The following is a 23814-nucleotide window of genomic DNA, read 5'->3' as shown; positions in this document are numbered from 1 at the left end:
TTTTACATTTGGAGTACATTGTGAAAACATTTTAAGGTATTGAAATAAAAGATATTGTCCTTAATTTGTTCAAAATTGAAAAATCAAATTACACAATAAAAACTTGTTGGTAATTTTGCATATTAATTTAACTGTGGTTTATATGGCTGTTTTTTTGGTTTTTTATGGTTTTATAATCTATAGAATTTAATTATTCATAAATGTTACAAATTGAATGGGTGATTTGCCTGCATTTTCTTGGATTCTGACTGTAGAGATGAGTATATATACAGTGCCGATTTTATAAGCGTCCTGCTGAGCAGTCATATAAAAGCATCATCTTTATGTATATAATAAGCGCGGTTTAAAATTATTAGGATTGATGATGAAAGATTGGTATTTACTTTATTGTAAACGCAGTGAGCAAGAGCGTGCAGTGATCAATCTTGACCGTCAGGGTGTTGATTGTTATTACCCGCAAGTAACGGTACAGAAGATAACTCGAGGAAAGCGAGCAGAGTCTATTGAACCGCTATTTCCTAATTACGTTTTTGTGCATTTTGATCCTGAAGTCGTTAGTTATACTTCAGTGCGCTCAACACGAGGTGTCGCTGACTTCATTCGCTGTGGTACTTTTCCTCAGAAAGTGCGAGAAGAGCTAATTTATAATTTGATGATGAATGAAGATAGTGTAGAGCATCAACGATTATTATCAATGTTGCCTCAACCTGGTGAAAAACTAAAGTTGGAGCAAGGTAAGTTCCAAGGTTTAGAAGCTATTTATCAAGAAGCTGATGGTGAAAAACGCTCATTTATGTTGATAAATCTTCTTGGTAAGCCTGTAAAGGTAAGCGTAGAAAATACGGATTTATTAAAGAAATAATTAGTAGATCACCACACAATCATCAATGAAGATGTCTATAACGAAATATGTTGGATAAAAAATTGACTCGTTCATTAGTACGCAAAGCCGTTATTCCAGTAGCAGGTTTAGGCACGCGTATGCTGCCAGCGACAAAAGCTATTCCTAAAGAAATGCTACCTATTGTTGATAAGCCGCTTATTCAACATGTGGTGAGTGAATGTGTTGCTGCAGGAATTAAAGAAATTATTCTTGTGACGCACTCTTCAAAAAATTCAATTGAAAACCACTTTGATACTTCATTTGAGTTGGAAGCGACATTAGAAGCACGTGTAAAACGTCAGCTACTAGAAGAAGTTCAAGCAATTTGTCCACCTGATGTGACGATTATGCATGTACGCCAAGGTCAAGCTAAAGGCTTAGGTCATGCCGTGTTATGTGCGCATCCTTTGGTAGGTGATGCCCCTTTTGCAGTGGTGTTACCTGATGTGATTTTAGATGATGTAGCAAGTGATCTGCGTTGCGATAACATGGCTGCAATGGTGAAGTTATTCAACGAGACTAAAATCAGCCAAGTGATGGTTGAGCCAGTGCCAATGTCAGAAGTATCCAGTTATGGTGTTGCTGATATTAACGGTGTAGAACTGCATGCTGGCGAATCAGCACCGATGACAAAAGTTGTCGAGAAACCAGCGGTTGAAGACGCACCATCTAATTTGGCTATTGTTGGACGTTATATTTTACCGACTGAAATTTGGGCGCTATTGGCTCGAACGCCTGTTGGTGCTGGTGATGAAATCCAGTTAACTGATGCGATTGATATGTTAATGCAATCCCAGCAAGTGAATGCATTTCATATGTCAGGTTTAAGCCATGATTGCGGTAGTAAAATTGGTTATATGAAGGCATTTGTGGAATACGGCATGCGCCATAACCAGTTTGGTGAAGAGTTTACTGATTACTTAAAGCAATTAGCTAAAACATTGTAATTGTAAGTGACTTGTGAAAAGCGATGCTAATTAGCATCGCTTAATTATATGGTCCGCCTCATCCTAAGCCGTTAGGCTTAGGGTAGGCTTTCAAAGAGGTGAACCATATGTCTACTATCCACATCTTAGGTATCGATTTAGGTAAACACTGCTTTCATGCTGTCGCACACAATTACGCAGGTAAAGAGGTGCTACGTAAGAAATATAATCGAAGCCAACTTCTAAAGTTTCTCTCAAATTTAGAAACCACCACTATCGCATTTGAAGCATGTGGTGGTGCACATTGGTTAGCCCGTAAATGTGCTGATTTTGGGCATCAAGTTCAACTCATTCCTCCTCAGTATGTAAAACCTTATGTGAAAGGCAATAAAAATGACTTCATTGATGCTGCAGCTATCGCTGAAGCAGCAAGTCGACCTTCCATGCGCTTTGTTGCTGTTAAATCAGAAGAAGCACAAGTCATTGCTGTCATTCATCGTATCCGTGATGGTTTTATTAAGGAGCGAACAGCCTGTATGTCTCGTATCGGAGCGATATTGTTAGAGTTTGGACTGAGCTTGCCTACAGGACATGCGAAAATGAAGATGCTTTTTCAGTGGATAGCAGACCAAAAATATCAAACTCTTCCACAAAGTCTTATGTACGAATTAAGCTTAATTCACGCACATTATTTGTATCTTAATGAGCAGATAAAAATACAAGATACGAAGTTGAAACAGCTAGCTGAGCAACATGAATTGGCTAAGTTATTAAAAACTGTGCCTGGCATCGGTGATTTAACAGCAGCCCTGTGTGTGGCAGATGTTAGTGCCGCCAGTAACTTTTCAAATGGAAGGAATATGGCTGCTTGGTTAGGGTTAGTGCCTCGACAATACTCTACGGGAGGTAAAACAAAGTTACTTGGAGTGAGTAAACGAGGAAATAAACATCTCCGGACATTATTCATTCATGGCGCAAGAGCTGTATTATCAAGGTTAGAGACAACGGGTAAAGTCTTCGGACAATGGCTGGTAGATTTAAGAGCCAGTAAGCCATTCAATGTGGTTGTTGTCGCATTGGCTAACAAATTAGCAAGAATAGCTTGGGCGGTGTTATAGCACCGCCAAGCGTTTAAGACTGCATCGCAGTCATAACCGAGTTTGCAACGACAATGCAAGTGATGACATTAACGGTAAATCGGCCAGATTAATAACCTGATAATAAAAACAGCAATAAATGCTTTTCGCTTTTTAAGGATAATCTGTCGCGGATATCATCGTGGAGCTAGGACATTAATATGCCTAATTTTGACTCCGAATACATTAGCGCAACTCCGTTATTACTAATATTGTAGTTGCAATAACGGGGCGGACCATACATTTTATTATTGCTGAGTCAGTGATTCTTGTTTGCTATGTTCTTTTTGCTGCTTTTCATAATGGTGAATACTGTTGAGTATTTCACGATGAAATTGATTACTTTCATGGACTAAATTAGCAGTGGTTTCTAATGCATCTGCCATATGGTTAAGTTTTCCTGTTGTTTCTAGGAGAATATTTTTAACAGGAGAAAGGACGAAATAATATATAGCGATAAGAGCTAAAACGATCAGTATTATAATAAGTACAAAAAATAAAATAGTATAAAGTTTAATATCACTCATGATCGATTTAGATGCGGTGATAATAGGTGTGCTAGTTTGAGCGACAGCTTTAGGTAGTGCAGCAACAGATTGGTTAAATGTTTGTGCTAATGTATCAATATGCTTAAATGTATCAATAGTAGCGGCTTGTTGCTCTGGTGTAAGGTTAGGGTGCTTAGCCATTGTTTGTAATGATGCAGCCATTTTTTCAATAGATTGCGCCGCTATGTTTGCTGGTTGCTCGATACCAGAAAGATCTACACCAACATTAAAAACCACTAATGCTTTATTATCATTAGGCTTGGTTATATTTTTATTAATATGTATATCTTGGTTACTTGCCAAGGATAAAGACGAAAATAAAATACAGAATGTAATTAAAAAGAAGCGTAAAAATACAGCATTGATATCTCAGACTTATCAGAAAAACAAATATATAAAAATAAAGAATTAATATGCCTTAATTATATCTGATAATAGATATTAAGCAGTAAAAGATATTTGAACGTGATTTAAAAGAAAAGAGCAATATTACTATTGCTCTTATTTATATTATTCAGCGTGAAATTGTTCACAGGCCAACATTGTATTTTCAATGAGGGTTGCCACTGTCATTGGTCCTACACCACCAGGTACTGGTGTGATGTGTTTTGCTCTTTGGCTTGCAACATCAAATTCTACATCACCACAAAGCTTACCTGTTTTTAATCGGTTAATGCCAACATCAATCACCGTTGCACCTTCTTTGATCCATGATCCTGGAATAAAGTTAGGCTTACCTACCGCAACCACAAGAATATCAGCGCGACGAACATGGCTTTCAAGATCTTGTGTAAATCGGTGACAGGTTGTTGTTGTTGCGCCACCTAACAATAATTCAAGTGTCATTGGGCGACCAACAATATTAGAAGCACCAACAATTACTGCTTCTTTGCCGCGCACCTGAATATTATAGCGCTCTAACAGTGTCATTACGCCTTTAGGCGTACATGAACGTAGTTTAGGTATGCGTTGGCTTAAACGACCTACATTATATGGGTGGAAACCATCAACATCTTTTTCAGGATCAATACGCTCTAAAATACGGGTGCTATCCATGCCTGCTGGTAACGGCAATTGCACCAAGATGCCATCGATAATGGGATCAAGGTTGAGCTCATCAATAAGAAGTAGTAACTCTTCTTCTGTTGATGTTGCAGGTAAATCAAAGGATTTTGACACGAACCCAACTTCTTCACAGGCTTTACGTTTACTGCCGACATAAATTTGAGAAGCAGGATCTTGTCCTACAAGTACGACAGCTAAGCCTGGCGCACGAAGACCTGCATCAACACGAGCTTTAACTCTCGCAGCAACTTCCTGTCTAACTGTTTGGGAGATCAATTTCCCATCAATAATTTGAGCGGTCATGGTGATCCTTTTTATATTGGCTGAGCATAATGGAGATATTGTGTCAGAAAAAGATGATATTAGCTATAGCGCAAACGTTTGCTTTTCTTGTATTACTCGTGTGTATTTGATGGGCAATTGAATATCCGTTTAATAGAAAGAGGGGGAGGGGTTAATGATATTAGGTAGGAAAAATCGAAATTAAAACAGATTGATTTAACTTTAATCGGTTGATGTCTTAAATCATGAAAAATAAAGTAAACGTATTGACCTAAGCTTTTTGCTCCGTATAATCCGACCTCGTAACTTCACGTTACATCAATGATGCGCCCTTAGCTCAGCTGGATAGAGCACGTCCCTTCTAAGGATGTGGTCGCAGGTTCGAATCCTGCAGGGCGTGCCATTTCCTTCTCTATTAAAGCTCTTCTTGTTTACATTCATAGTTTAATTCTTCCATTTCACAATATCGTTTTTAGCTTATTGTCTTATTACCTAGCATTTGCTTTGTTACGCACCTATCATTCAAAAAATGCATCAAATAGGCTGTTTTTCCAACATTTGAACACAAAAATCGCATATTAGACTGATTATTTTCTCTTTCCCCCTTGAAATGCTCAATCTAGCCCCTATCTTGTGTTTCAGTTGTAGAGCGAGATAGCAGTTTAGTCTATCGAACCTCGACGGCACGTTTGTGTGTCGTTATAATGACGCGCTTTAATTTCTAGGTTGAATGAACATCTCTGACAGTTTAGAAATAAAGTAAAAGAATTTAGGCGTTATGGTTTATGAGCCGTAACACGAAAAGGATGCCACCGTCAGTAAATGGCTGTTCGGCAACATCACTCAGAGAACTGAGTAAGTTTTGAGGTTAAATATAATGCAAGTTACCGTTGAAACCACTGAAGGCCTAGAACGCCAACTAACTATCACTGTTCCTGCTGCAAACATCGAAGATGCAGTAACAGCTGAGCTAAAGAAAATTGCTAAGACTCGTCGTTTCGACGGTTTCCGCCCAGGTAAAGCACCACTTAAGATGGTTGCTAAAATGTTTGGTGCATCTGTACGTCAAGACATCCTAGGTGAAGTTATGCACCGCCACTTTATCGAAGCTATCGTTAAAGAAAAAATTAACCCAGCAGGCGCACCTACTTTCACTCCAGTAGAAATCGCTGAAGGTAAAGATCTAGTATTCAAAGCAACTTTTGAAGTATTCTCAGAGATCGCTCTTCAAGGTCTAGACAAAGTTGTTGTTGAGAAGCCAGTTGTAGAAGTAACTGAAGCTGACGTTGACACAATGCTAGAAACGCTACGTAAGCAACAAGCTACATGGGCAGAAGTAGAAGCAGCAGCTGACGCTAACAGCCGTGTAACTATCGACTTCGTTGGTACTATCGACGGTGAAGAGTTCGAAGGCGGTAAAGCTGAAGGTTTCGCACTAGCTATGGGCCAAGGTCGTATGATCCCTGGTTTCGAAGATGGCATCGTAGGTAAGAAAGCTGGCGACGAGTTCACTGTAGAAGTGACTTTCCCAGAAGAATACCACGCAGAAAACCTAAAAGGTAAAGCTGCAGCATTCGCTATCAAGCTTCACAAAGTTGAAGCTCAAGAGCTTCCAGAACTAACTGAAGAGTTCGTTGCTAAGTTCGGCGTTGAAGACGGTTCTGTTGAAGGTCTTAAAGCTGAAGTTCGTAAGAACATGGAGCGTGAGCTTAAGCAAGCTGTTAAAGGTCGTATTAAAGATCAAGTTCTTAACGGTCTTGTTGAGCAAAACGACATCACTGTTCCTGCTGCACTTATCGATCAAGAAATCGAAGCACTACGTCAGCAAGCTGCACAACGTTTTGGCGGCGACGCTAAGAACATGCCAGAGCTTCCACGTGAACTATTCGAAGAACAAGCTAAACGTCGCGTAGTTGTTGGTCTTCTAGTGGGTGAAGTGATCAAGTCTGAAGAGCTAAAAGCAGACGAAGAGCGCGTTAAAGCAATCATCGCTGAAATGGCTTCTGCATACGAAGATCCATCAGAAGTAGTTAAGTACTACGAAACTAACGAACAGCTAATGAACAACATGCGCAATGTTGCTCTAGAAGAGCAAGCGATTGATGCACTTCTAGCGAAAGCGCAGGTTTCTGATAAAGCAGTTAGCTTCAACGAGCTAATGAACCCAGCTGCTTAATTTGCTGAAATTACTGTAGAGATTTGACATTCTCTCAAGTCTTCTGCTAACAATGGTCCGTGTGAGTAATTTCATTCGGGCCATTTATTTTAGGGAAATAACGTTATGAGCTACCAAGAAAAAAACGCCATGTCACCAATTTTGGATGCGCTGGTACCTATGGTGGTCGAGCAGACTTCTCGTGGTGAGCGTTCTTACGACATCTATTCTCGTCTCTTAAAGGAGCGTGTGATTTTCTTAACTGGTCAGGTTGAAGATCATATGGCAAACCTTGTAGTAGCCCAGCTACTATTCTTGGAGTCAGAAAACCCAGATAAAGACATCTTCCTTTACATCAACTCTCCAGGCGGCTCTGTGACAGCTGGTATGTCAATCTATGACACAATGCAGTTCATTAAGCCAAATGTGAGCACTGTATGTATGGGCCAAGCATGTTCAATGGGCGCATTCTTACTTGCTGGTGGCGCGAAAGGTAAGCGTTACTGCCTACCGAATTCACGAGTAATGATTCACCAGCCATTAGGTGGCTTCCAAGGACAAGCGTCGGATATCCAAATCCATGCGCAAGAAATTCTAACAATCAAACAACGCCTAAATGGTCTATTGGCTGAGCATACTGGTCAACCATTAGAAATTATTGAGCGTGATACTGACCGTGACAACTTTATGTCTGCAGACCAAGCTGTAGAATATGGTTTAGTGGATGCCGTATTGAGTAAGCGTGACTAAGTTCTTATTCAGCTTGTTAGCTTAAGATAGTTAACGAAGCAAAATAACTGGACTTGTTATACACTCAAAACAAGGCAATGATGGGAATACCCCAATAAGAGGTTAGCGAATGACAGATAAGCGAAAAGAGAGTGGTAGCAGCAAGCTATTATATTGCTCTTTCTGCGGTAAAAGTCAGCATGAAGTTCGCAAGCTGATTGCAGGCCCTTCTGTTTATATTTGTGATGAATGTGTTGATCTATGCAACGACATTATTCGCGAAGAAATCAAAGAAGTGTTGCCGAAACGCGATGGCGATGAACTGCCGACTCCGCAAGAAATTCGTAACAACCTGGATGATTATGTAATTGGTCAAGCACACGCTAAAAAAGTACTAGCGGTTGCGGTATATAATCACTACAAACGTCTACGTAATGGCGATACTAACAGTGAAGGTGTTGAGCTAGGTAAGAGTAATATCTTACTTATCGGTCCTACTGGTAGTGGTAAAACACTATTGGCAGAGACTTTAGCACGTATGCTAGATGTACCGTTTACGATGGCTGACGCAACCACGCTAACAGAAGCGGGTTACGTAGGTGAAGACGTAGAAAATATCATTCAGAAACTGCTACAGAAATGTGATTACGACGTAGCGAAAGCTGAACGTGGTATTGTTTACATCGATGAAATCGACAAGATTTCACGTAAGTCAGATAACCCATCGATTACTCGTGACGTATCTGGTGAAGGTGTACAGCAAGCATTACTGAAATTGATCGAAGGTACAGTTGCTTCTGTTCCACCACAAGGTGGTCGTAAGCATCCTCAACAGGAATTCTTACAAGTTGATACTTCTAAGATCCTATTTATCTGTGGTGGTGCATTTGCAGGCCTTGATAAAGTGGTTGAGCAACGTGTTGCTACCGGTACTGGTATCGGTTTTGGCGCAGAAGTACGTTCAAAAGATCAAGCAGATTCATTAAGCAATCTATTTGAGAAAGTTGAGCCAGAAGACTTAGTTAAATATGGTCTAATTCCAGAATTTATCGGTCGTCTTCCTGTGACTGCAACGCTTGGTGAGCTTGATGAAGAAGCGCTAGTACAGATTCTACGTGAGCCTAAGAATGCACTAACTAAACAGTATGCAGCATTATTAGAACTTGAGAATGTGGAACTAGAGTTTCGTGATGATGCACTTGTGGCTATTGCGCGTAAAGCAATGGAGCGTAAAACAGGTGCTCGTGGTCTGCGTTCAATTGTTGAAGCTGTACTGCTTGATACAATGTATGAACTACCATCCCAGCAAGGTGTGAGTAAAGTTGTTATTGATGAATCAGTAATTAAAGGTGAATCTGAGCCTCTATTGATTTATGAGAACACTGAAACACCAGCAGCTGCAGCTGAGTAAGTGCCTAATAAGTGCACATAAAGGCTAAAAAAAGGAGGCATAAGCCTCCTTTTTTATTTTCTAGCACTTCTTTCGTTGAATATTCTTGTTTTACCCCCATATACTCAATATATGCTAACTTTCTAGTCGTATTAAGTAAGTGTCTCAAGCAGTTACTTAATACGATTAGTATTGACAGGAAGAGAGATGAATATGAACCTGGAGCGTTCTGAGCGCCTAGAGATCCCGGTTCTGCCACTGCGTGATGTGGTGGTGTACCCTCATATGGTTATTCCATTGTTTGTGGGCCGGGAAAAATCCATTCGTTGCCTTGAGTCGGCAATGGAGAACAATAAGCAGATTCTGTTGGTTGCGCAAAAAGAAGCCGCCACGGATGAACCGTCGATCACTGATCTTTATGATGTCGGTACTGTTGCCACTATTCTACAGCTTTTAAAATTACCAGACGGTACGGTTAAAGTACTGGTTGAAGGTCAGCAGCGCGCCAAAGTAGAAGCGCTGGCTGATGATGAATACTTTACAGCAGAAGCTGAGTATTTAGTGACGCCTGAAATGGACGAGCGCGAGCAAGAAGTGCTAGTTCGTACTGCCATTGGTCAGTTTGAAGGTTTTATTAAGCTAAATAAAAAGATCCCGCCAGAAGTGTTAACTTCACTGAACGGTATCGATGAAGCTGCACGCCTTGCTGATACCATTGCAGCACACATGCCGTTGAAATTGGCTGATAAGCAAAAAGTATTAGAAATCGTTGATATTACAGAACGTTTAGAGTTCTTAATGGCAATGATGGAATCCGAGATTGATCTGTTACAAGTTGAAAAACGCATCCGTGGACGCGTGAAAAAGCAGATGGAAAAATCTCAGCGTGAGTATTACTTAAATGAGCAAATGAAAGCGATCCAAAAAGAATTGGGTGAGCTGGATGATGCGCCAGATGAGTTTGAAGCGCTAAAGAAAAAGATTGAAGAATCTAAGATGCCGACTGAGGCACGTGAAAAGACTGAGCAAGAGCTACAGAAGCTGAAGATGATGTCACCGATGTCAGCAGAAGCAACAGTGGTTCGTGGCTATATTGATTGGATGCTAAGTGTGCCATGGCACAAGCGCTCTAAAGTGAAGAAGAGCCTAGCAAAAGCCGAAGAAGTGCTTAATGCCGATCACTATGGACTAGAGCGTGTGAAAGAACGCATTCTTGAATACCTCGCAGTACAAAGTCGCGTGAACAAGCTAAAAGGTCCGATCCTGTGTTTAGTCGGTCCTCCTGGTGTAGGTAAAACTTCATTAGGTCAATCTATTGCCGCGGCAACGGGTCGTAAGTACGTTCGCATGGCATTAGGTGGTGTTCGTGATGAAGCGGAGATCCGTGGTCACCGTCGTACTTATATCGGTTCTATGCCGGGTAAGTTGATCCAGAAAATGGCAAAAGTTGAGGTGAAAAACCCACTTTTCCTATTAGATGAAATCGATAAGATGTCGTCTGATATGCGTGGCGATCCAGCATCAGCACTACTTGAAGTGTTAGATCCTGAGCAAAACAGCGCATTTAACGATCACTACCTAGAAGTCGATTACGATCTATCTGATGTAATGTTCGTGGCAACATCGAATTCGATGAACATTCCTGGTCCATTGCTTGATCGTATGGAAGTGATCCGTCTTTCTGGTTACACCGAAGATGAAAAACTGAATATTGCTAAGAATCACCTGTTAGGTAAGCAGATCCAGCGTAATGGTCTGAAGCCAAACGAAGTGATGGTTGAAGATTCAGCGATCATTGGCATTATTCGCTACTATACACGTGAAGCAGGTGTTCGTAGTCTAGAGCGTGAAATTTCTAAACTTTGCCGTAAAGCAGTGAAAGAAATTTTACTTAATAAAGACATTAAGCACGTTCAAATCAGTCAAGATAATCTTAAGGATTACTTAGGCGTTCAGCGTTTCGATTACGGAAAAGCTGACGAAAGTAACCGTATTGGTCAAGTTACAGGACTTGCGTGGACAGAAGTTGGTGGTGATCTATTAACTATCGAAACTGAATCTATGCCAGGTAAAGGTAAGTTAACTTATACAGGTTCGCTTGGTGATGTGATGCAGGAGTCTATTCAGGCTGCGATGACGGTTGTACGTACGCGTGCTGAACGTTTAGGCATTGCTGCTGACTTCTACGAGAAGCGTGATATTCACGTTCACGTACCGGAAGGTGCTACACCAAAAGATGGTCCAAGTGCCGGTATCGCAATGTGTACAGCGCTTGTATCTAGCCTGACTGGTAACCCTGTGCGTGCAGATGTTGCTATGACAGGTGAAATCACTTTACGTGGTGAAGTGTTACCTATTGGTGGTTTGAAAGAAAAGCTCCTTGCAGCACACCGTGGCGGTATTAAAACTGTACTGATTCCAAAAGAGAACGAACGTGATTTGGAAGAAATCCCAGACAACGTTATTGCTGATTTGGAAGTACGCCCAGTACGTTGGATTGATGAAGTGTTAACTGTTGCACTGCAGAATAATCCAACAGGTATTGAGCTAGTGAATGCCCAAAATAGTGACCTGTAGCAAAATTAACTAAAGAAAAAACGCTTTCAAAGGCAAAAGTCCTTGTCAGCGTTTTTTTGTCTGGCTATAAGTTAACTTCGAATCCGCGCTAAGCGATGTATTATTAAGATCTGGTTAAGTTTGAATATCTATTATCAGGTCTAGAAACAATTAATTGCCTACTATTCACAACGTCTCAGTGACGAGTTACGGGTAGGTAAAGTTCATTAAGGGGATTTAATCGTGAACAAAACTCAACTAGTTGATAAAATCGCAGAAAGTGCAGACATCTCTAAGGCATCTGCAGGCCGTGCTCTAGATGCATTCATCGAAGCTGTATCAGAAACGTTGAAAGACGGTGATCAAGTTGCATTGGTTGGTTTTGGTACTTTCTCTGTACGTGAACGTGCAGCTCGTACTGGCCGTAATCCACAGACTGGCGCTGAAATCCAAATCGCTGCGGCAAAAGTACCTGGTTTCAAACCTGGTAAAGCGCTAAAAGACTCTGTTAACTAAGAAATAGTTGGTATTTGCCAACTGTTTTGTCATGTTACATGGCTTAAATATTGCTACTGGAAAGGGTATACTGATTCCAGTTCAACAAAGGCGCATCGGTGGATGCGCTTTTTTTACTTATGATGGTGTCAATTTGAATAACGATCTGTGGTGTTTGTGGTAGCAATAGCGCAAAATGCATTTCATTAATCAAATCGGTATCAAGTTATCAAACTAACTGTTTAATGGTTTATTGTGTCTCAGTTATCTATAGTTTAGATGCTGATTTTGAATAAATTATTTAGTAATTAGTTAATAACGAATTAATAATGATTGTTATGGTTCGGCTATCGTGTTGATACCGATATTTAGTGCACACATTTGATATCTAGTTCGAAACCGTGCCAGATCGAACAGTAGGAGAGACGGCAAATTATGATGGAGCGATTGCGCGAAGGCGCTAACAGCATCTGGGTTAAGATTATTCTTAGCTTAATTATTTTATCTTTTGTATTTGCTGGTGTCGGCAGTTATCTGGCGAGCGGTAATGAGCAAGTTGCTGCAAAAGTAAATGACAAAGAGATTAGCCAGCGTGAATTTGAGCAGGCTTATCAGAATCAACGTAACCAAATGCAGCAGCGTTTAGGTGATTACTTCTCAACGTTAATGGGTAACCCTGAGTACGTTCAGCAGTTCCGTAAAAGCGTACTAGATCGTATGGTTAACGATGAACTGATTGAGCAACGCGCGACTGAGTTAGGTCTTGGTGTAAGTGATGCACAGGTTAAGCAAGCAATCATTGAAATGCCTGCTTTCCAAGTTGATGGCGTATTCAATAACGAGCAATACAATCTAACGCTACGTCGTGCTGGTATTTCTCCTGAGCAATTTGCGGAATCAATCCGTAAAGACATGCTTCGTCAACAATTCTTAAGTGCACTACAAAGCAGTGATTTCGCACTTAACAATGAAGTAGATGAATTACGTAAGCTTGAATCACAAGAGCGCGTAGTACGTACACTGAAGCTAAATCTAGCTGACTTCACTAACAAAGTAACAGTGACGGATGAAGAAGCGAAAGCTTATTACGACGAAAACAAAAATCAGTTTACTCGTCCTGCGCAAGTGAAAGTTTCTTACATTGAGTTATCGGGTAAAAACCTCGTTAACAACATTAAGATCACTGATCAAGAAGCTGAAACTTACTACAACGAACACAAGAGCAAGTACAGCACAGCTGAGAAGCGTCAAGTTAGCCACATTCTTGTGAAAGGCGACAGCGATGCATCTAAAGCCAAAGCTGAAGCGTTACTGGCTGAGCTGAAGGGCGGTGCAAATTTTGCTGACGTTGCGAAGAAATCATCTGATGATACTTTCAGTGCAAAAGATGGTGGTAAGCTAGATTGGTTCGGTAAAGGCGTAATGGATCCTGCGTTTGAAGAAGCGGCATTCTCGCTAGCTAAACCGGGTGATATGTCTAGCCTTGTGAAATCTTCATTTGGTTACCACATCATTTTGCTAGATGGCATTGAAGAGCCTAAAGTGAAGCCATTTGCTGAAGTTAAAGCAAGCATCATTGCAGAGCTTCAAGAGCAGCAAGTTGCGGAGCAATTCTACAAGCTGCAAAGCAAACTAGCTGAAACTGCGTTTGAATCTCCAGATTCTCTAGATGCTGCGGCTGAAGCGGTAAAAGCTAAAGTGGTAACAACTGGCTTTATCTCTCTACAAGATGAGAAGGGCGTATTAGCAGATCAGAAAGTTCAGGAAGCGCTACAAAGCCCTGAAGTTCACGATGACGGTATGAACTCTGATGTGATTGAGATTGCACCTGAGCATGTAGTTGTTGTTCGTGTTGATGATTCTCGTGAAGAAGCAGTGCTTCCTTTTGCTGACGTTGAAGCGAAAGTGAAAACATTGTTAGCACAGCAAAAAGGCGAGAAACAAGCAACTGAGAAAGCAGATGCGATTATTGCCGCTTTACGTGAAGGTAAATCAGACGTAGTTGCTAAAGATGGCCTAAGCTTCTCTGGCGATCAAACGGTAACGCGTTCAGGTCCTGATGCAAACGTTGCACGTGTTGCGTTCACATTGCCTAAGCCGAAAGACGGTAAAGTGTCTTACGGTATGGCACGTGACAACAATGGTAATGTTGAAATTATTGCACTAGATAAAGTGGTAAACGTTAAACCTTCAGCAGATGAAGTGAATAGTCAGTTTGCGACTCAAGTTGAGAATATGTTTGCTCAACAAGATCTAGCAGCAACGCTTGAAACATTACGAGAGTCTGCAAAAGTGACTTACCCAATGTTGGACAAGCCAGCACAATAATTGAAATTAATATTTCTCTTAACGGGCCGCCATTGTGCGGCCCGTCGTTTTTCTACGCTTTTCTTTTATATATTCTCTTTTCGTTAACTAATTTCTGCTTATTCTTTTGATTCCGATATATCAATAAGGGATAAAAAGATATGCAGTCATACCAATTATTTAAAGTTATCGCCTTAGCTGGCGGATTAGCTTTGGTACCTTTAAGCCATGCTGCTGAAAATAAGCATGAAGGGATCGTTAAAGCAGTTAATATCAATGAAGCTAATGTTGAGCAATTAGATATTTTGCTAGATGGTATTGGGGCAGAAAAAGCACAAGCGATAGTTGATTATCGTAATGCTAACGGTAAGTTTGCGAGTGCGGATGATTTAGTTAAAGTGAAAGGGATCGGTAAAGCGACGGTTGAGAAAAATAGAAAGATTATTGAGCTGTAGTTGTTATGACTGACGGGAGCTGTTGTGCTCCCGTATCTTTATAGCCATTTAGCTTTGATTATTAATGCACTTACAGCCCCAGTGATTGCGCCTATCAAATGAGCTTCAGTGGCAACACGGACACCGATTAGCTCCTCTGAGCTTACTGAGCCGCCAAAATATTGTTCCCAACCAATCTTAATAATTAATCCAAGTAATAATAGCCATCCACCTTTAGTCTTGGCTTGAATATCACGAATACAGCCCCAAGCAAAAATACCGTGAAGTACGCCAGAAAAGCCTGCATACCAGGTGATATTGGTAGCAAAGAGCCCAAGACCAATAATTAAAGACAACAGCAAAATTAATAAGCTATAGCCTTTGGTATGAAAGTGCGCTCGAAAAATAAAACTAATGATCACAAAGGCGGCTGTATTCATGGCAAGGTGCGCCCAATTGGTATGGGTGATATTTCCTGTTAGGATCCGCCATAGTTCACCATTTATAATAGCTTGTCGATCCCAGACAAGTATTGGTTGGAGTGATGGTAATTGCGCTATCACGCCAATGCATAATGCGATAACAATGTAATTTCGAATAGACAAGGCAACCTCAATGAGTCGGTATTGTGATAACTGTGGCAAAGCGAATAAAGCGTGTATTTGCCATTGGATTAAAACCATTGAAACCCAAACTGAGCTGTGGATTTTACAACATCCGTCAGAAGTTAAACGGGCCATTGGTACTGCGAGAATATTATCACTTTCTTTGCCAAATAGCCGACTCTGGGTTGGGGAAGACTTCTCACAACATGATGAACTTAATCAAGCATTAGCCCAAACGGATCGTGATATTTACGTAGTCTATCCCGGAGAGGGCTCGGTAGCCCTTTCAGAAATTGCAACGCAGTCTGCCTGCCAACGTAAAAAAGTGATCATTTTGCTCGATGGTACGTGGAAGAAAGCTTATAAGATGTGGCAATTATCAACTAACTTACATCATTTGCCGTTAGTAAGTTTAGATAATGTTGATATGGGGAATTACCGGATCCGTAAATCGCCGAAAGAGCAGGGGGTCTCAACCGTAGAAGCAGGTTTTCTTGCTTTGTCTGTATTGGAATCTGCGCAAACAGATCTACAGCCACTGCTTGATACATTTGATGCGATGATTAACTTTCAAATTGCGCAGATGCCCTCTGGAGTGTTTGAGAAAAATTATCAAAGTAATGAGTAAGAAATTACTCTGATAATAGAAAGGGAGCATATTGCTCCCTTTTTGATGGCTTAAAACCCGTAACCGTCATTGCTGATCCCAGTCACAGACGTCGGCTGGAACAAAGTGCTGTACAAGCGTTGGGCAAAACCGTCAGTCATACCTGAAATGTAATCAGCGATGATCCTCAGTTCATTACCGCCATTCTCTTGTACTTCAAGCCAACGTTGACGCGTACCTTCTGGCAATAGTCGTTCTGGATCAGATGAAAAGGCTTCAAACAATTCCATGATCAGTTGCTGCCCTTTGTATTCAGACAGTTGGATTTCAGGCTTTTTCACTACATAGATACTGACGAATTGTTTCAATACCTCTAGTGCTTTTTCCATTGGTTCAGATAAGAAAGCGTTCCATTGTAGTAATGGCTCATCAAAGAAATCCGTACCATTTTGAATGGTTGGGCTAATGGTGATAGAAGTCAGTAAACCGTTAACTAGCGCACCTATTGCATCTTTGCGCTGATGGTGGCTACCAAACATCAACTCACTGATCTCGCCGATGCGCTCTTCTAACCAAGGATCGCCACACTCTGCAATTTTAGATGCGACAGCTTCTTGCCATTCATCACGATTGACTATTCCCATCACGATAGCATCTTCTAAATCATGAACACCGTAAGCAATATCATCGGCAAGCTCCATGATAGAGCAATCTAAAGATTTAAATCGGGTTTTACATGGCAGTGTTGGAGACTGTCGTTCACAGCGCATTTGGGCAAATAAGGCTTTATCTTTATCTGATAATGGCGCTAATACCCAATCAAATACGGCTTTGTCATCATCGTATAAGCCTTTGGCTGGATACCAATCTTTAGCTTTTAGGTGACGAAAGTTAGCAACATCTGGCGCTCTTTCTAATGGTGCCGTTTGACTCAATAAGGCAGGGTATTTTAATAATCCTAGCAGTGTGCGTCTTGCTAGGTTCATTCCATAGCCTTCCGTATAGGGCTCTAATAAAGTCACAATACGAAAAGTTTGCGCATTACCTTCAAAGCCACCGTTATTACGCATCATGTAATTGAGTGCTACTTCACCGCCATGACCAAACGGCGGATGGCCGATATCATGAGCTAAACAAAGACTCTCCATTAAGCTCGTTGACGGTAATAGCTCACGAAATTCTGGCTGTTTTAACTTAAGCTGAGCGACGATCCCAGTCCCGATTTGTGATGCTTCCAATGAATGCGTTAGGCGAGTGCGGTAAAAGTCATGATTACCAGCACCATGAACTTGGGTCTTGGCTTGTAGACGACGAAAGGCGGCAGAGTGAAGAATACGGGCTCTGTCTCGTTGATAAGGAGAACGGTGATCATCGCGACGCATTTTTTGCTCATCGTAATGACGTTCTTGCCATTGTGGGGTGATCTTAAACTCTGTCATTAACTAATATCATCCAATGTCAGATTAAAGCTATCAGCAAAGGTATCGAGAAAATATTCCATTTCAGGCGTTTTACGTTGCTCTAGCGTTTCTTCTAAACGTTTTTTTGCTCGGGTAAATTCATGATTACCTGCGCTGAGCTCTTCAAGGCATTTAATATAAGCACATAAGGTATCTGCCTGTTTTACAACCGCAGCTGCTTCTGCATCAATTTTATGGCTATCTAATAGTGATGCGTAATCGTCTTGAAACTCCTCTGGCAGCATTGAGATCAGTTTCTGCTCTGCGGCTAATTCAATCTTTTTATATTCTTCCGCAATTGCAGGGTTGTAGTACTTGATTGGCGTTGGCATATCACCAGTGATCACTTCACTCACATCGTGAAACATCCCTTGTAGAGCGATACGTTCTGGATTGAGATTGCCACCGAACTTACGGTTTTTAATTAAAGCGAGGGCGTGAGCAACAAAGGCAACTTGAAGGCTATGCTCTGAAATATTTTCTGTTTCCACACTGCGCATTAAGGGCCAGCGTTGAATTAAACGCATACGGGCAAGGTGGGCGAAGAAATGACTTTTTTCCATGATGATCAGTTCTCTTTGCTAAGTTTGCTGAGGTATTAACGAACAGCTTGCATAGAAATTATGAGTATAAAGTAACAGATGTAGGGGAAGGTGTGACAGCTTTTAGTTAAGAAAAAGCCCCGGGTTACCGAGGCTTGAGAATAATGAATTTGCGTTACTGGCGATAGCTATGAAGGAATCGCTCTAGGCGACTCATTGCCAGTTCAAGATCATCGACGTGAGGCAGAGTAACAATACGGAAGTGATCCGGTTGTTTCCAGTTAAAGCCTGTACCATGAACGACTAACACTTTCTCTTGTAGCAAGAAGTCCATCGCCATCTTCTGATCATCTTGAATATTAAATTTCTTCTGATCTAATTTCGGGAATAGATACAGTGCGCCTTTAGGTTTAACACAAGACACGCCAGGGATCTGAGTTAATAAATCATACGCTTTATTGCGCTGCTCTAATAAACGTCCACCCGGTAAGATCAATTCATTGATACTTTGGTAGCCACCTAATGCGGTTTGGATCGCATGCTGCATAGGTACGTTGGCACATAAACGCATGGATGACAGCATCTCTAAGCCTTCGATGTAACCTTTAGCGCGATGACGAGGGCCTGAGATAACCATCCAACCTGCACGGAAACCACAGACACGGTATGACTTAGAGAGACCGTTAAATGTTACACAGACAACATCATCTGCTAATGGCGCAATAGATGTATGCTGAGCACCATCGTATAAAATCTTATCGTAGATTTCGTCGGCAAAGATGATCAGATCGTGCTGACGAGCAATCTCTACCACTTCTAATAGAAAATCGCGACTGTATACCGCACCTGTTGGATTATTTGGGTTGATTAACACAATACCACGGGTGTTCGGTGTGATTTTTTGTTTGATGTCATCTAAATCTGGGTACCAGTCAGCTTGTTCATCACAGGTGTAGTGAACGGGTGTACCACCTGATAGCGATACCGCTGCTGTCCATAATGGGTAATCAGGTGATGGCACCAAAATTTCATCTTTATGGTTTAGCAACGCTTGCATTGCCATTACGATTAATTCAGAAACACCATTACCGATGTAAACATCTTCAACATCAAGATCACGTAAACCACGTTTTTGGTAGTGCTGTACGATCGCTTTACGCGCAGAGTAAATACCTTTTGAGTCACAGTAACCTTGCGATGTTGGCAAGTTACGGATCACATCTACCAGAATTTCATCAGGGGCGTCAAAACCAAACGGGGCCGGATTACCGATGTTGAGTTTTAGAATTTTTTGCCCTTCTTCTTCCATGCGCTTAGCGTGCTTCAGAACGGGACCGCGTATGTCATAGCAAACGTTGTTAAGTTTGGATGACATCCCGAATTTTTGCATAAGAGATTTTCCTGATGATTATTTGGTATAACCACAAATTACACTATAAAAGAGGGCGATAGGAACACCTTTCAGAAGATAATTATGTAAAATAGTGTTTTGTGTTATTTGAACAGAATGAAACTGGGTGGTTTGACTAGAATTAACAATATTGAACAGAGGTTTCTGCTAGCAAGTTGCGTCATACAATTGCGTTACTTCATTAGTCAGATGCTTTTTAGTGAGGTAGAATGCTACATCATTCTTCTTTACTAAGAGAATCAACGGTTATTACCTCCATTGAGAGGCGCAAGTGACTATTCTTAGTAAAGAAAATATGTCTAAGAGAGTGACATATCTATCTTTCAGCCAGGGATGAGCCGTGTTGGTGTAATAGAGCTGAGCGAGGTTATCTTGACTGCGTTACAACAAGCCGTTGAATTATTAATTGCTAAATTAGAGCAAGCATCTGCTACAACCCAGCGTTTATTGGTTAAATTAGACTTATCAAAAAACATTGATCTTATTGATTGGATGGATACACAAGACTTGTATCCTAAATTCTACTGGCAATCACGTAATTGCCGTGAAGAGGTTGTGGCGCTAGGGCAAATTAAAACGTTTACTGATCCTAAAGCGGCAGAGAAAGTCATTTCTGATGACCAGCGTATTTGGGGCGGACGTTCTTTTGATGGGCGAACAGAGCGAAATCGCCGTTGCCTTTCTTCATTTTTCTTTTTACCACTACTTGAATTAAGCCGTATTGATAATGATTGGCACCTTGCAGTTAATGTGGGTGAAGATCGTGATCGTATGTTGACGTCACTCAAGCAGTTAAAGTTTGATACGTCGTTAATCAGTGGTATTCAAAGTACGATTTTAAATCGTAGCTATACACCTGATTTTTCGGGGTGGTCGAATATGATCACTCGTGCGTTAGATGCTATTGAGAATAAAGCATTTGAAAAAGTGGTGTTAGCGCGACGTACTCAATTACAGCTTGATAAGCCTGTCTCTCCTGCCCAACTGTTAAAAGCGAGCTGTGCTAATAACAGCAATAGCTTTCACTTTTTAATGGCGTTAGATGATAAGCATGGTTTTATTGGCTCAACGCCAGAGCGACTTTTCCAACGTCATGAGTATACGTTACAAACTGAAGCCTTAGCAGGCACGATTGGACGTGGTCATGATGAAGCAGAAGATCATCAGTTAGCGCAATGGTTACTGTCGGATAATAAAAACCGCTACGAAAATCGTTTAGTAGTCGATGATATTGTTAACCGCTTAGTGCCTTGTAGCCAATCAATGAATGTGGCGCAAATCCCGGAATTAGTTCAGCTTCGTAAAGTTCAGCATTTAAAACGCAGTATTGATGCTCAGTTAAATGACGGTATTTTTAGTGCCGACTTACTAGATAACTTACAGCCAACAGCGGCGATAGCTGGTTTACCTCGCGATCCTGCCTTGCATTTTATTGCTGAAAATGAGCCTTTTTCACGTGGTTGGTACAGTGGTGCGGTAGGGTATATCGGTCAACATCATAGTGAGTTTTGTGTTGCGATCCGCAGTGCATTGATCATTGAAGGTGACGTTCACTTATTTGCAGGTGCGGGTATTGTTCCTGGCTCTATTGCAGAAAGTGAGTGGAAAGAGCTAGATCGTAAAACATCAACTTTGTGTAGCTTATTCGGACAAGATCAATCAAGTTCTGAAACGCCTGAGATGGAGTTTAAACGCGCATCATGCAATTAAATTTATCGGATAGTACCGCTTACCGTGCCGCGTTAAATAGTTGTTGGGCTGAACTCATGTTAGAAGAGTTGGTCCGTCAAGGTGTTGAGCATGTTTGTATTGCGCCGGGCTCTCGTTCTACACCGTTAACATTAGCGGCAGCAAAGCAACCTAAGTTGACGATTCATACTCACTTTGATGAGCGTGGTTTAGGCTTTCTAGCATTAGGTTTAGCAAAAGCATCACAATCTCCTGTCGCTGTGATCGTGACATCAGGTACTGCGGTCGCAAACCTACTACCCGCGGTGGCTGAATCTGGTCTGACGAAAGAAAAGTTAGTCTTACTTACCTCTGATAGACCAGCAGAGCTATTAGAGTGTGGTGCTAACCAAGCGATTAGGCAGCATGGTATCTTTTCTCATCATGTAACTGCATTTTATGATCTTCCGACTCCAACCCTTGATATCACACCAAATTGGTTATTAGGTGTGGTGGATGAAATGATGCATCAACAAGCATTACGTGGTGGTGCGGTGCATTTTAACTGTCATTATCCTGAGCCTTTATATGGTGATGCTGTTGATTTTTCAGCTTACCTAACACCAATAAAACAGTGGCAACAGACAGATAAGCCTTACTGCCAACATCAACAAGCAGTATGCACTGATGTAATTATCAATACTGTTGATTGGCAGCGTTTATGTGCGAAAAAAGGCGTTATTGTTGCAGGCAAACTACTACCAACAGAGCTTGCACAAGTTGAAACATTAGCTACTCAATTAGGTTGGCCGCTACTGGTTGATCCTCAGGCTGGTGGTTCAAGTGAGTTGGCAGGCTTTGATGGTTGGCTTCAAAATGAGTCATGCTCAGCGTTGTTATCCCAAGCTGAAGTGTTATTACAGTTTGGCGCACGCATTGTCTCTAAGCGTTTGTTGCAGTTTATTGGTGCGCACCCTTGGCAAGGTTATTGGCTTATAGATCCGCAACAAGGGCGTTTAGATCCACATAATCATTCTGGTCTACGTATTCAAGCCAATGTTGGTCAGTGGAGTCGTGCTGCGTTATCGCTGGGTTCTGCGAGTGAGCAGAATGGTTGGGCATCAGCACTGCTTCCTGCTGCAAAAAGCTATCGTGGTATTGTCGCTCCGCACTGTGATTCTTTATCTGAAGTATCCTTAGCTGCATCATTAGCGCACTGGTTGTTACCTAATACTGAACTTTTTCTTGGTAACAGCATGATCGTGCGTCTTATTGATATGTTTGGGCAATTACCAACGACAGCGGTGTTTACAAACCGTGGTGCATCAGGCATTGACGGCTTAATTGCCACAGCTGCCGGGGTACAACGTGCTCGTCAAACACCAATAGTGATGCTACTTGGTGATACATCGTTTTTATACGATCTCAATTCGTTAGTATTATTAAAGCAAACAGCACAGCCAATGGTTGTGATTGTAACGAATAATGATGGTGGCGGTATTTTTGATATGTTGCCTGTACCTGAGCAGCAAAAAGATGATTTCTATCGTATGCCTCATGGCATCACGTTTGCTCATGCCGCAGCAATGTTTGAGTTAGGCTATGTTTGTCCTGCAACTTTAGCTGATGCTAAAGAAGCGGTAATGAAAGCGCAGCAGGTACATCAAACGACGTTAATTGAAATTCAAACGCCAGCAGGTGAAGCAGGAAATATGCTAAAAACCATCTTTGCTGAGGTTAAACGTGCGTCTTTACTCTGAAACCTTTGGTCACCAATTAGATAACACTCAGCCTGTGATCGTTTTCCTTCATGGGCTGTTGGGATCTGGGCGTGATTGGCGCAATATTACCTCGGCATTAGCTCACCGTTATACCTGTATTACACTCGATCTGCCGGGGCATGGATTAAGTGCGTCGGTGAACCTGCCGCAAGCCTCTTCTGAGATTGGTTTTGAGCAAAGCTATCAAGCAATTTTAGATACACTTGCTTATCGAGATATTAAGCAATTTATCTTAGTCGGCTATTCATTAGGTGCGCGATTAGCAATGTATCTTGCATCGCAATTAACCAATCATAAGCCTGATGATAGTGCGTTTTCAAAGCCAGAACTAAAAGGGCTATTTTTGGAAGGTGGGCATTTTGGTTTACCTGTTACTGAACGTGAAGCACGCTTTGCGAATGATAAAGCATGGGCAGAACGATTTTCTAGCGAGCCTCTTCCAGTTGTGCTTAATGATTGGTATCAACAAGCAGTATTTTCATCACTGGATCATGACCAAAGACAAAGCTTAGTGCTAAAACGAAGTGATAACCTTGGAACAGGTGTCGCCAATATGTTGTTAGCAACCTCATTGTCTAAGCAACCACTATTACTTACATCATTACAAACTTTAACATTACCTGTTCGTTATGTTTGTGGTGAACATGATACAAAGTTTCGTCAGATCGCCGCGCAATCAGAGCTAAGCGTTGAAGTGATCCCCGATGCTGGACACAATATTCATGTTGAACAGCCGCAGGCTTTTATCTCCGCTTTATCTGCTTTTATCCAAAAGTGCTAACGAACCTTTGTAATTAAAGTGATTTATTCCTTCGCTAGACTGGAATCTAGCGT

General features: G+C 41.4%; 20 protein-coding genes and 1 tRNA gene. 15 read left to right on the top strand and 6 right to left on the bottom strand.

The window, feature by feature from the left end; all coding sequences use genetic code 11:
* Positions 1–364 precede the first annotated feature (364 nt).
* The 3 genes from rfaH (at position 365) to Q7674_RS17990 (ending at position 2927) form a co-directional block, all read left to right on the top strand.
* Positions 365–862 (top strand): transcription/translation regulatory transformer protein RfaH, encoded by a 498-nt coding sequence (gene rfaH / locus Q7674_RS18000; protein ID WP_045063708.1) that lies wholly within the window; start codon positions 365–367, stop codon positions 860–862.
* 119 nt (positions 863–981) lie between these two features.
* On the top strand, positions 982–1830 hold the full coding sequence (gene galU / locus Q7674_RS17995; RefSeq protein ID WP_439788132.1) for a UTP--glucose-1-phosphate uridylyltransferase GalU: 849 nt from the start codon (positions 982–984) through the stop codon (positions 1828–1830).
* A gap of 107 nt (positions 1831–1937) precedes the next feature.
* Positions 1938–2927, top strand: a complete 990-nt coding sequence (locus Q7674_RS17990) for an IS110 family RNA-guided transposase (RefSeq protein WP_305423015.1) — start codon at positions 1938–1940, stop codon at positions 2925–2927.
* A gap of 266 nt (positions 2928–3193) precedes the next feature.
* On the opposite strand, the gene Q7674_RS17985 is transcribed toward Q7674_RS17990, so the two are convergent.
* The gene (locus Q7674_RS17985; protein ID WP_045062576.1) at positions 3194–3796 is read right to left on the bottom strand and encodes a hypothetical protein; all 603 of its coding nucleotides are present in this window, start codon (positions 3794–3796) and stop codon (positions 3194–3196) included.
* 207 nt (positions 3797–4003) lie between these two features.
* On the bottom strand, positions 4004–4861 hold the full coding sequence (folD, locus tag Q7674_RS17980) for a bifunctional methylenetetrahydrofolate dehydrogenase/methenyltetrahydrofolate cyclohydrolase FolD (RefSeq protein ID WP_045062578.1): 858 nt from the start codon (positions 4859–4861) through the stop codon (positions 4004–4006).
* Between the two features lie 305 nt (positions 4862–5166).
* Here folD and Q7674_RS17975 point away from each other — a divergent pair.
* The 8 genes from Q7674_RS17975 (at position 5167) to Q7674_RS17940 (ending at position 14927) form a co-directional block, all read left to right on the top strand.
* A tRNA-Arg gene (locus Q7674_RS17975) sits at positions 5167–5243 on the top strand.
* 474 nt (positions 5244–5717) lie between these two features.
* A complete protein-coding gene (gene tig / locus Q7674_RS17970; protein ID WP_305423014.1) occupies positions 5718–7016 on the top strand; it encodes a trigger factor in 1299 nt (432 codons plus the stop codon).
* Between the two features lie 105 nt (positions 7017–7121).
* Entirely contained in the window at positions 7122–7745 is a 624-nt protein-coding gene (gene clpP, locus Q7674_RS17965) for an ATP-dependent Clp endopeptidase proteolytic subunit ClpP (protein ID WP_008987662.1), read from the top strand.
* 109 nt (positions 7746–7854) lie between these two features.
* Positions 7855–9135, top strand: a complete 1281-nt coding sequence (gene clpX, locus Q7674_RS17960; RefSeq protein WP_008987661.1) for an ATP-dependent protease ATP-binding subunit ClpX — start codon at positions 7855–7857, stop codon at positions 9133–9135.
* A 192-nt stretch (positions 9136–9327) separates the two neighbouring features.
* Positions 9328–11691, top strand: coding sequence for an endopeptidase La (gene lon, locus Q7674_RS17955; RefSeq protein WP_045062766.1), 2364 nt, complete (start codon positions 9328–9330; stop codon positions 11689–11691).
* Positions 11692–11913: 222 nt separating this feature from the next.
* A complete protein-coding gene (gene hupB / locus Q7674_RS17950; RefSeq protein ID WP_008987659.1) occupies positions 11914–12186 on the top strand; it encodes a nucleoid-associated protein HU-beta in 273 nt (90 codons plus the stop codon).
* 414 nt (positions 12187–12600) lie between these two features.
* Positions 12601–14493 carry a peptidylprolyl isomerase gene (gene ppiD, locus Q7674_RS17945; protein WP_045062580.1) on the top strand — a complete coding sequence of 631 codons (1893 nt, stop codon included), beginning with the start codon at positions 12601–12603 and terminating at the stop codon, positions 14491–14493.
* A gap of 140 nt (positions 14494–14633) precedes the next feature.
* Complete coding sequence (locus tag Q7674_RS17940) at positions 14634–14927, top strand: ComEA family DNA-binding protein (RefSeq protein ID WP_008987657.1); 294 nt, start codon at positions 14634–14636, stop codon at positions 14925–14927.
* A gap of 38 nt (positions 14928–14965) precedes the next feature.
* Here the strand turns inward: Q7674_RS17940 and rrtA are convergent, their stop codons facing one another.
* Positions 14966–15511 (bottom strand): rhombosortase, encoded by a 546-nt coding sequence (rrtA, locus tag Q7674_RS17935; protein ID WP_045062581.1) that lies wholly within the window; start codon positions 15509–15511, stop codon positions 14966–14968.
* A 10-nt stretch (positions 15512–15521) separates the two neighbouring features.
* Here rrtA and Q7674_RS17930 point away from each other — a divergent pair, with 10 nt between their 5' ends.
* Positions 15522–16139 (top strand): tRNA-uridine aminocarboxypropyltransferase, encoded by a 618-nt coding sequence (locus Q7674_RS17930; protein WP_045062582.1) that lies wholly within the window; start codon positions 15522–15524, stop codon positions 16137–16139.
* A 50-nt stretch (positions 16140–16189) separates the two neighbouring features.
* Here Q7674_RS17930 and Q7674_RS17925 read toward each other — a convergent pair whose 3' ends face one another.
* From Q7674_RS17925 to Q7674_RS17915, 3 genes are all read right to left on the bottom strand, one after another.
* Positions 16190–17557 (bottom strand): anti-phage deoxyguanosine triphosphatase, encoded by a 1368-nt coding sequence (locus Q7674_RS17925; protein ID WP_008987654.1) that lies wholly within the window; start codon positions 17555–17557, stop codon positions 16190–16192.
* Positions 17557–18141: a 5'-deoxynucleotidase gene (gene yfbR / locus Q7674_RS17920; protein WP_045062583.1), complete on the bottom strand. Its 585-nt coding sequence runs from the start codon at positions 18139–18141 to the stop codon at positions 17557–17559. The genes Q7674_RS17925 and yfbR overlap by 1 nt, the downstream gene beginning before the upstream one ends.
* A 154-nt stretch (positions 18142–18295) precedes the next feature.
* Positions 18296–19510 (bottom strand): pyridoxal phosphate-dependent aminotransferase, encoded by a 1215-nt coding sequence (locus Q7674_RS17915; protein ID WP_008987652.1) that lies wholly within the window; start codon positions 19508–19510, stop codon positions 18296–18298.
* Positions 19511–19903: 393 nt separating this feature from the next.
* Here Q7674_RS17915 and Q7674_RS17910 point away from each other — a divergent pair, with 393 nt between their 5' ends.
* Genes Q7674_RS17910 through menH form a run of 3 tightly spaced genes read left to right on the top strand, consistent with a single transcriptional unit; the run spans position 19904 to position 23761 of the window.
* On the top strand, positions 19904–21241 hold the full coding sequence (locus Q7674_RS17910) for an isochorismate synthase (RefSeq protein ID WP_023931503.1): 1338 nt from the start codon (positions 19904–19906) through the stop codon (positions 21239–21241).
* A complete protein-coding gene (gene menD, locus Q7674_RS17905; protein WP_045062584.1) occupies positions 21232–22959 on the top strand; it encodes a 2-succinyl-5-enolpyruvyl-6-hydroxy-3-cyclohexene-1-carboxylic-acid synthase in 1728 nt (575 codons plus the stop codon). Before Q7674_RS17910 ends, menD begins: the two co-directional genes overlap by 10 nt.
* Positions 22943–23761, top strand: a complete 819-nt coding sequence (menH, locus tag Q7674_RS17900; protein ID WP_045062585.1) for a 2-succinyl-6-hydroxy-2,4-cyclohexadiene-1-carboxylate synthase — start codon at positions 22943–22945, stop codon at positions 23759–23761. Before menD ends, menH begins: the two co-directional genes overlap by 17 nt.
* The last annotated feature ends 53 nt before the right edge of the window (positions 23762–23814 follow it).

The sequence above is a fragment of the Photobacterium leiognathi genome (genome assembly GCF_030685535.1).
Taxonomy (GTDB): Bacteria; Pseudomonadota; Gammaproteobacteria; order Enterobacterales; family Vibrionaceae; genus Photobacterium; species Photobacterium leiognathi.
The sequence above is the reverse complement of the archived record's forward strand: the minus strand, read 5'-3'. Positions and strand labels throughout refer to the sequence as shown.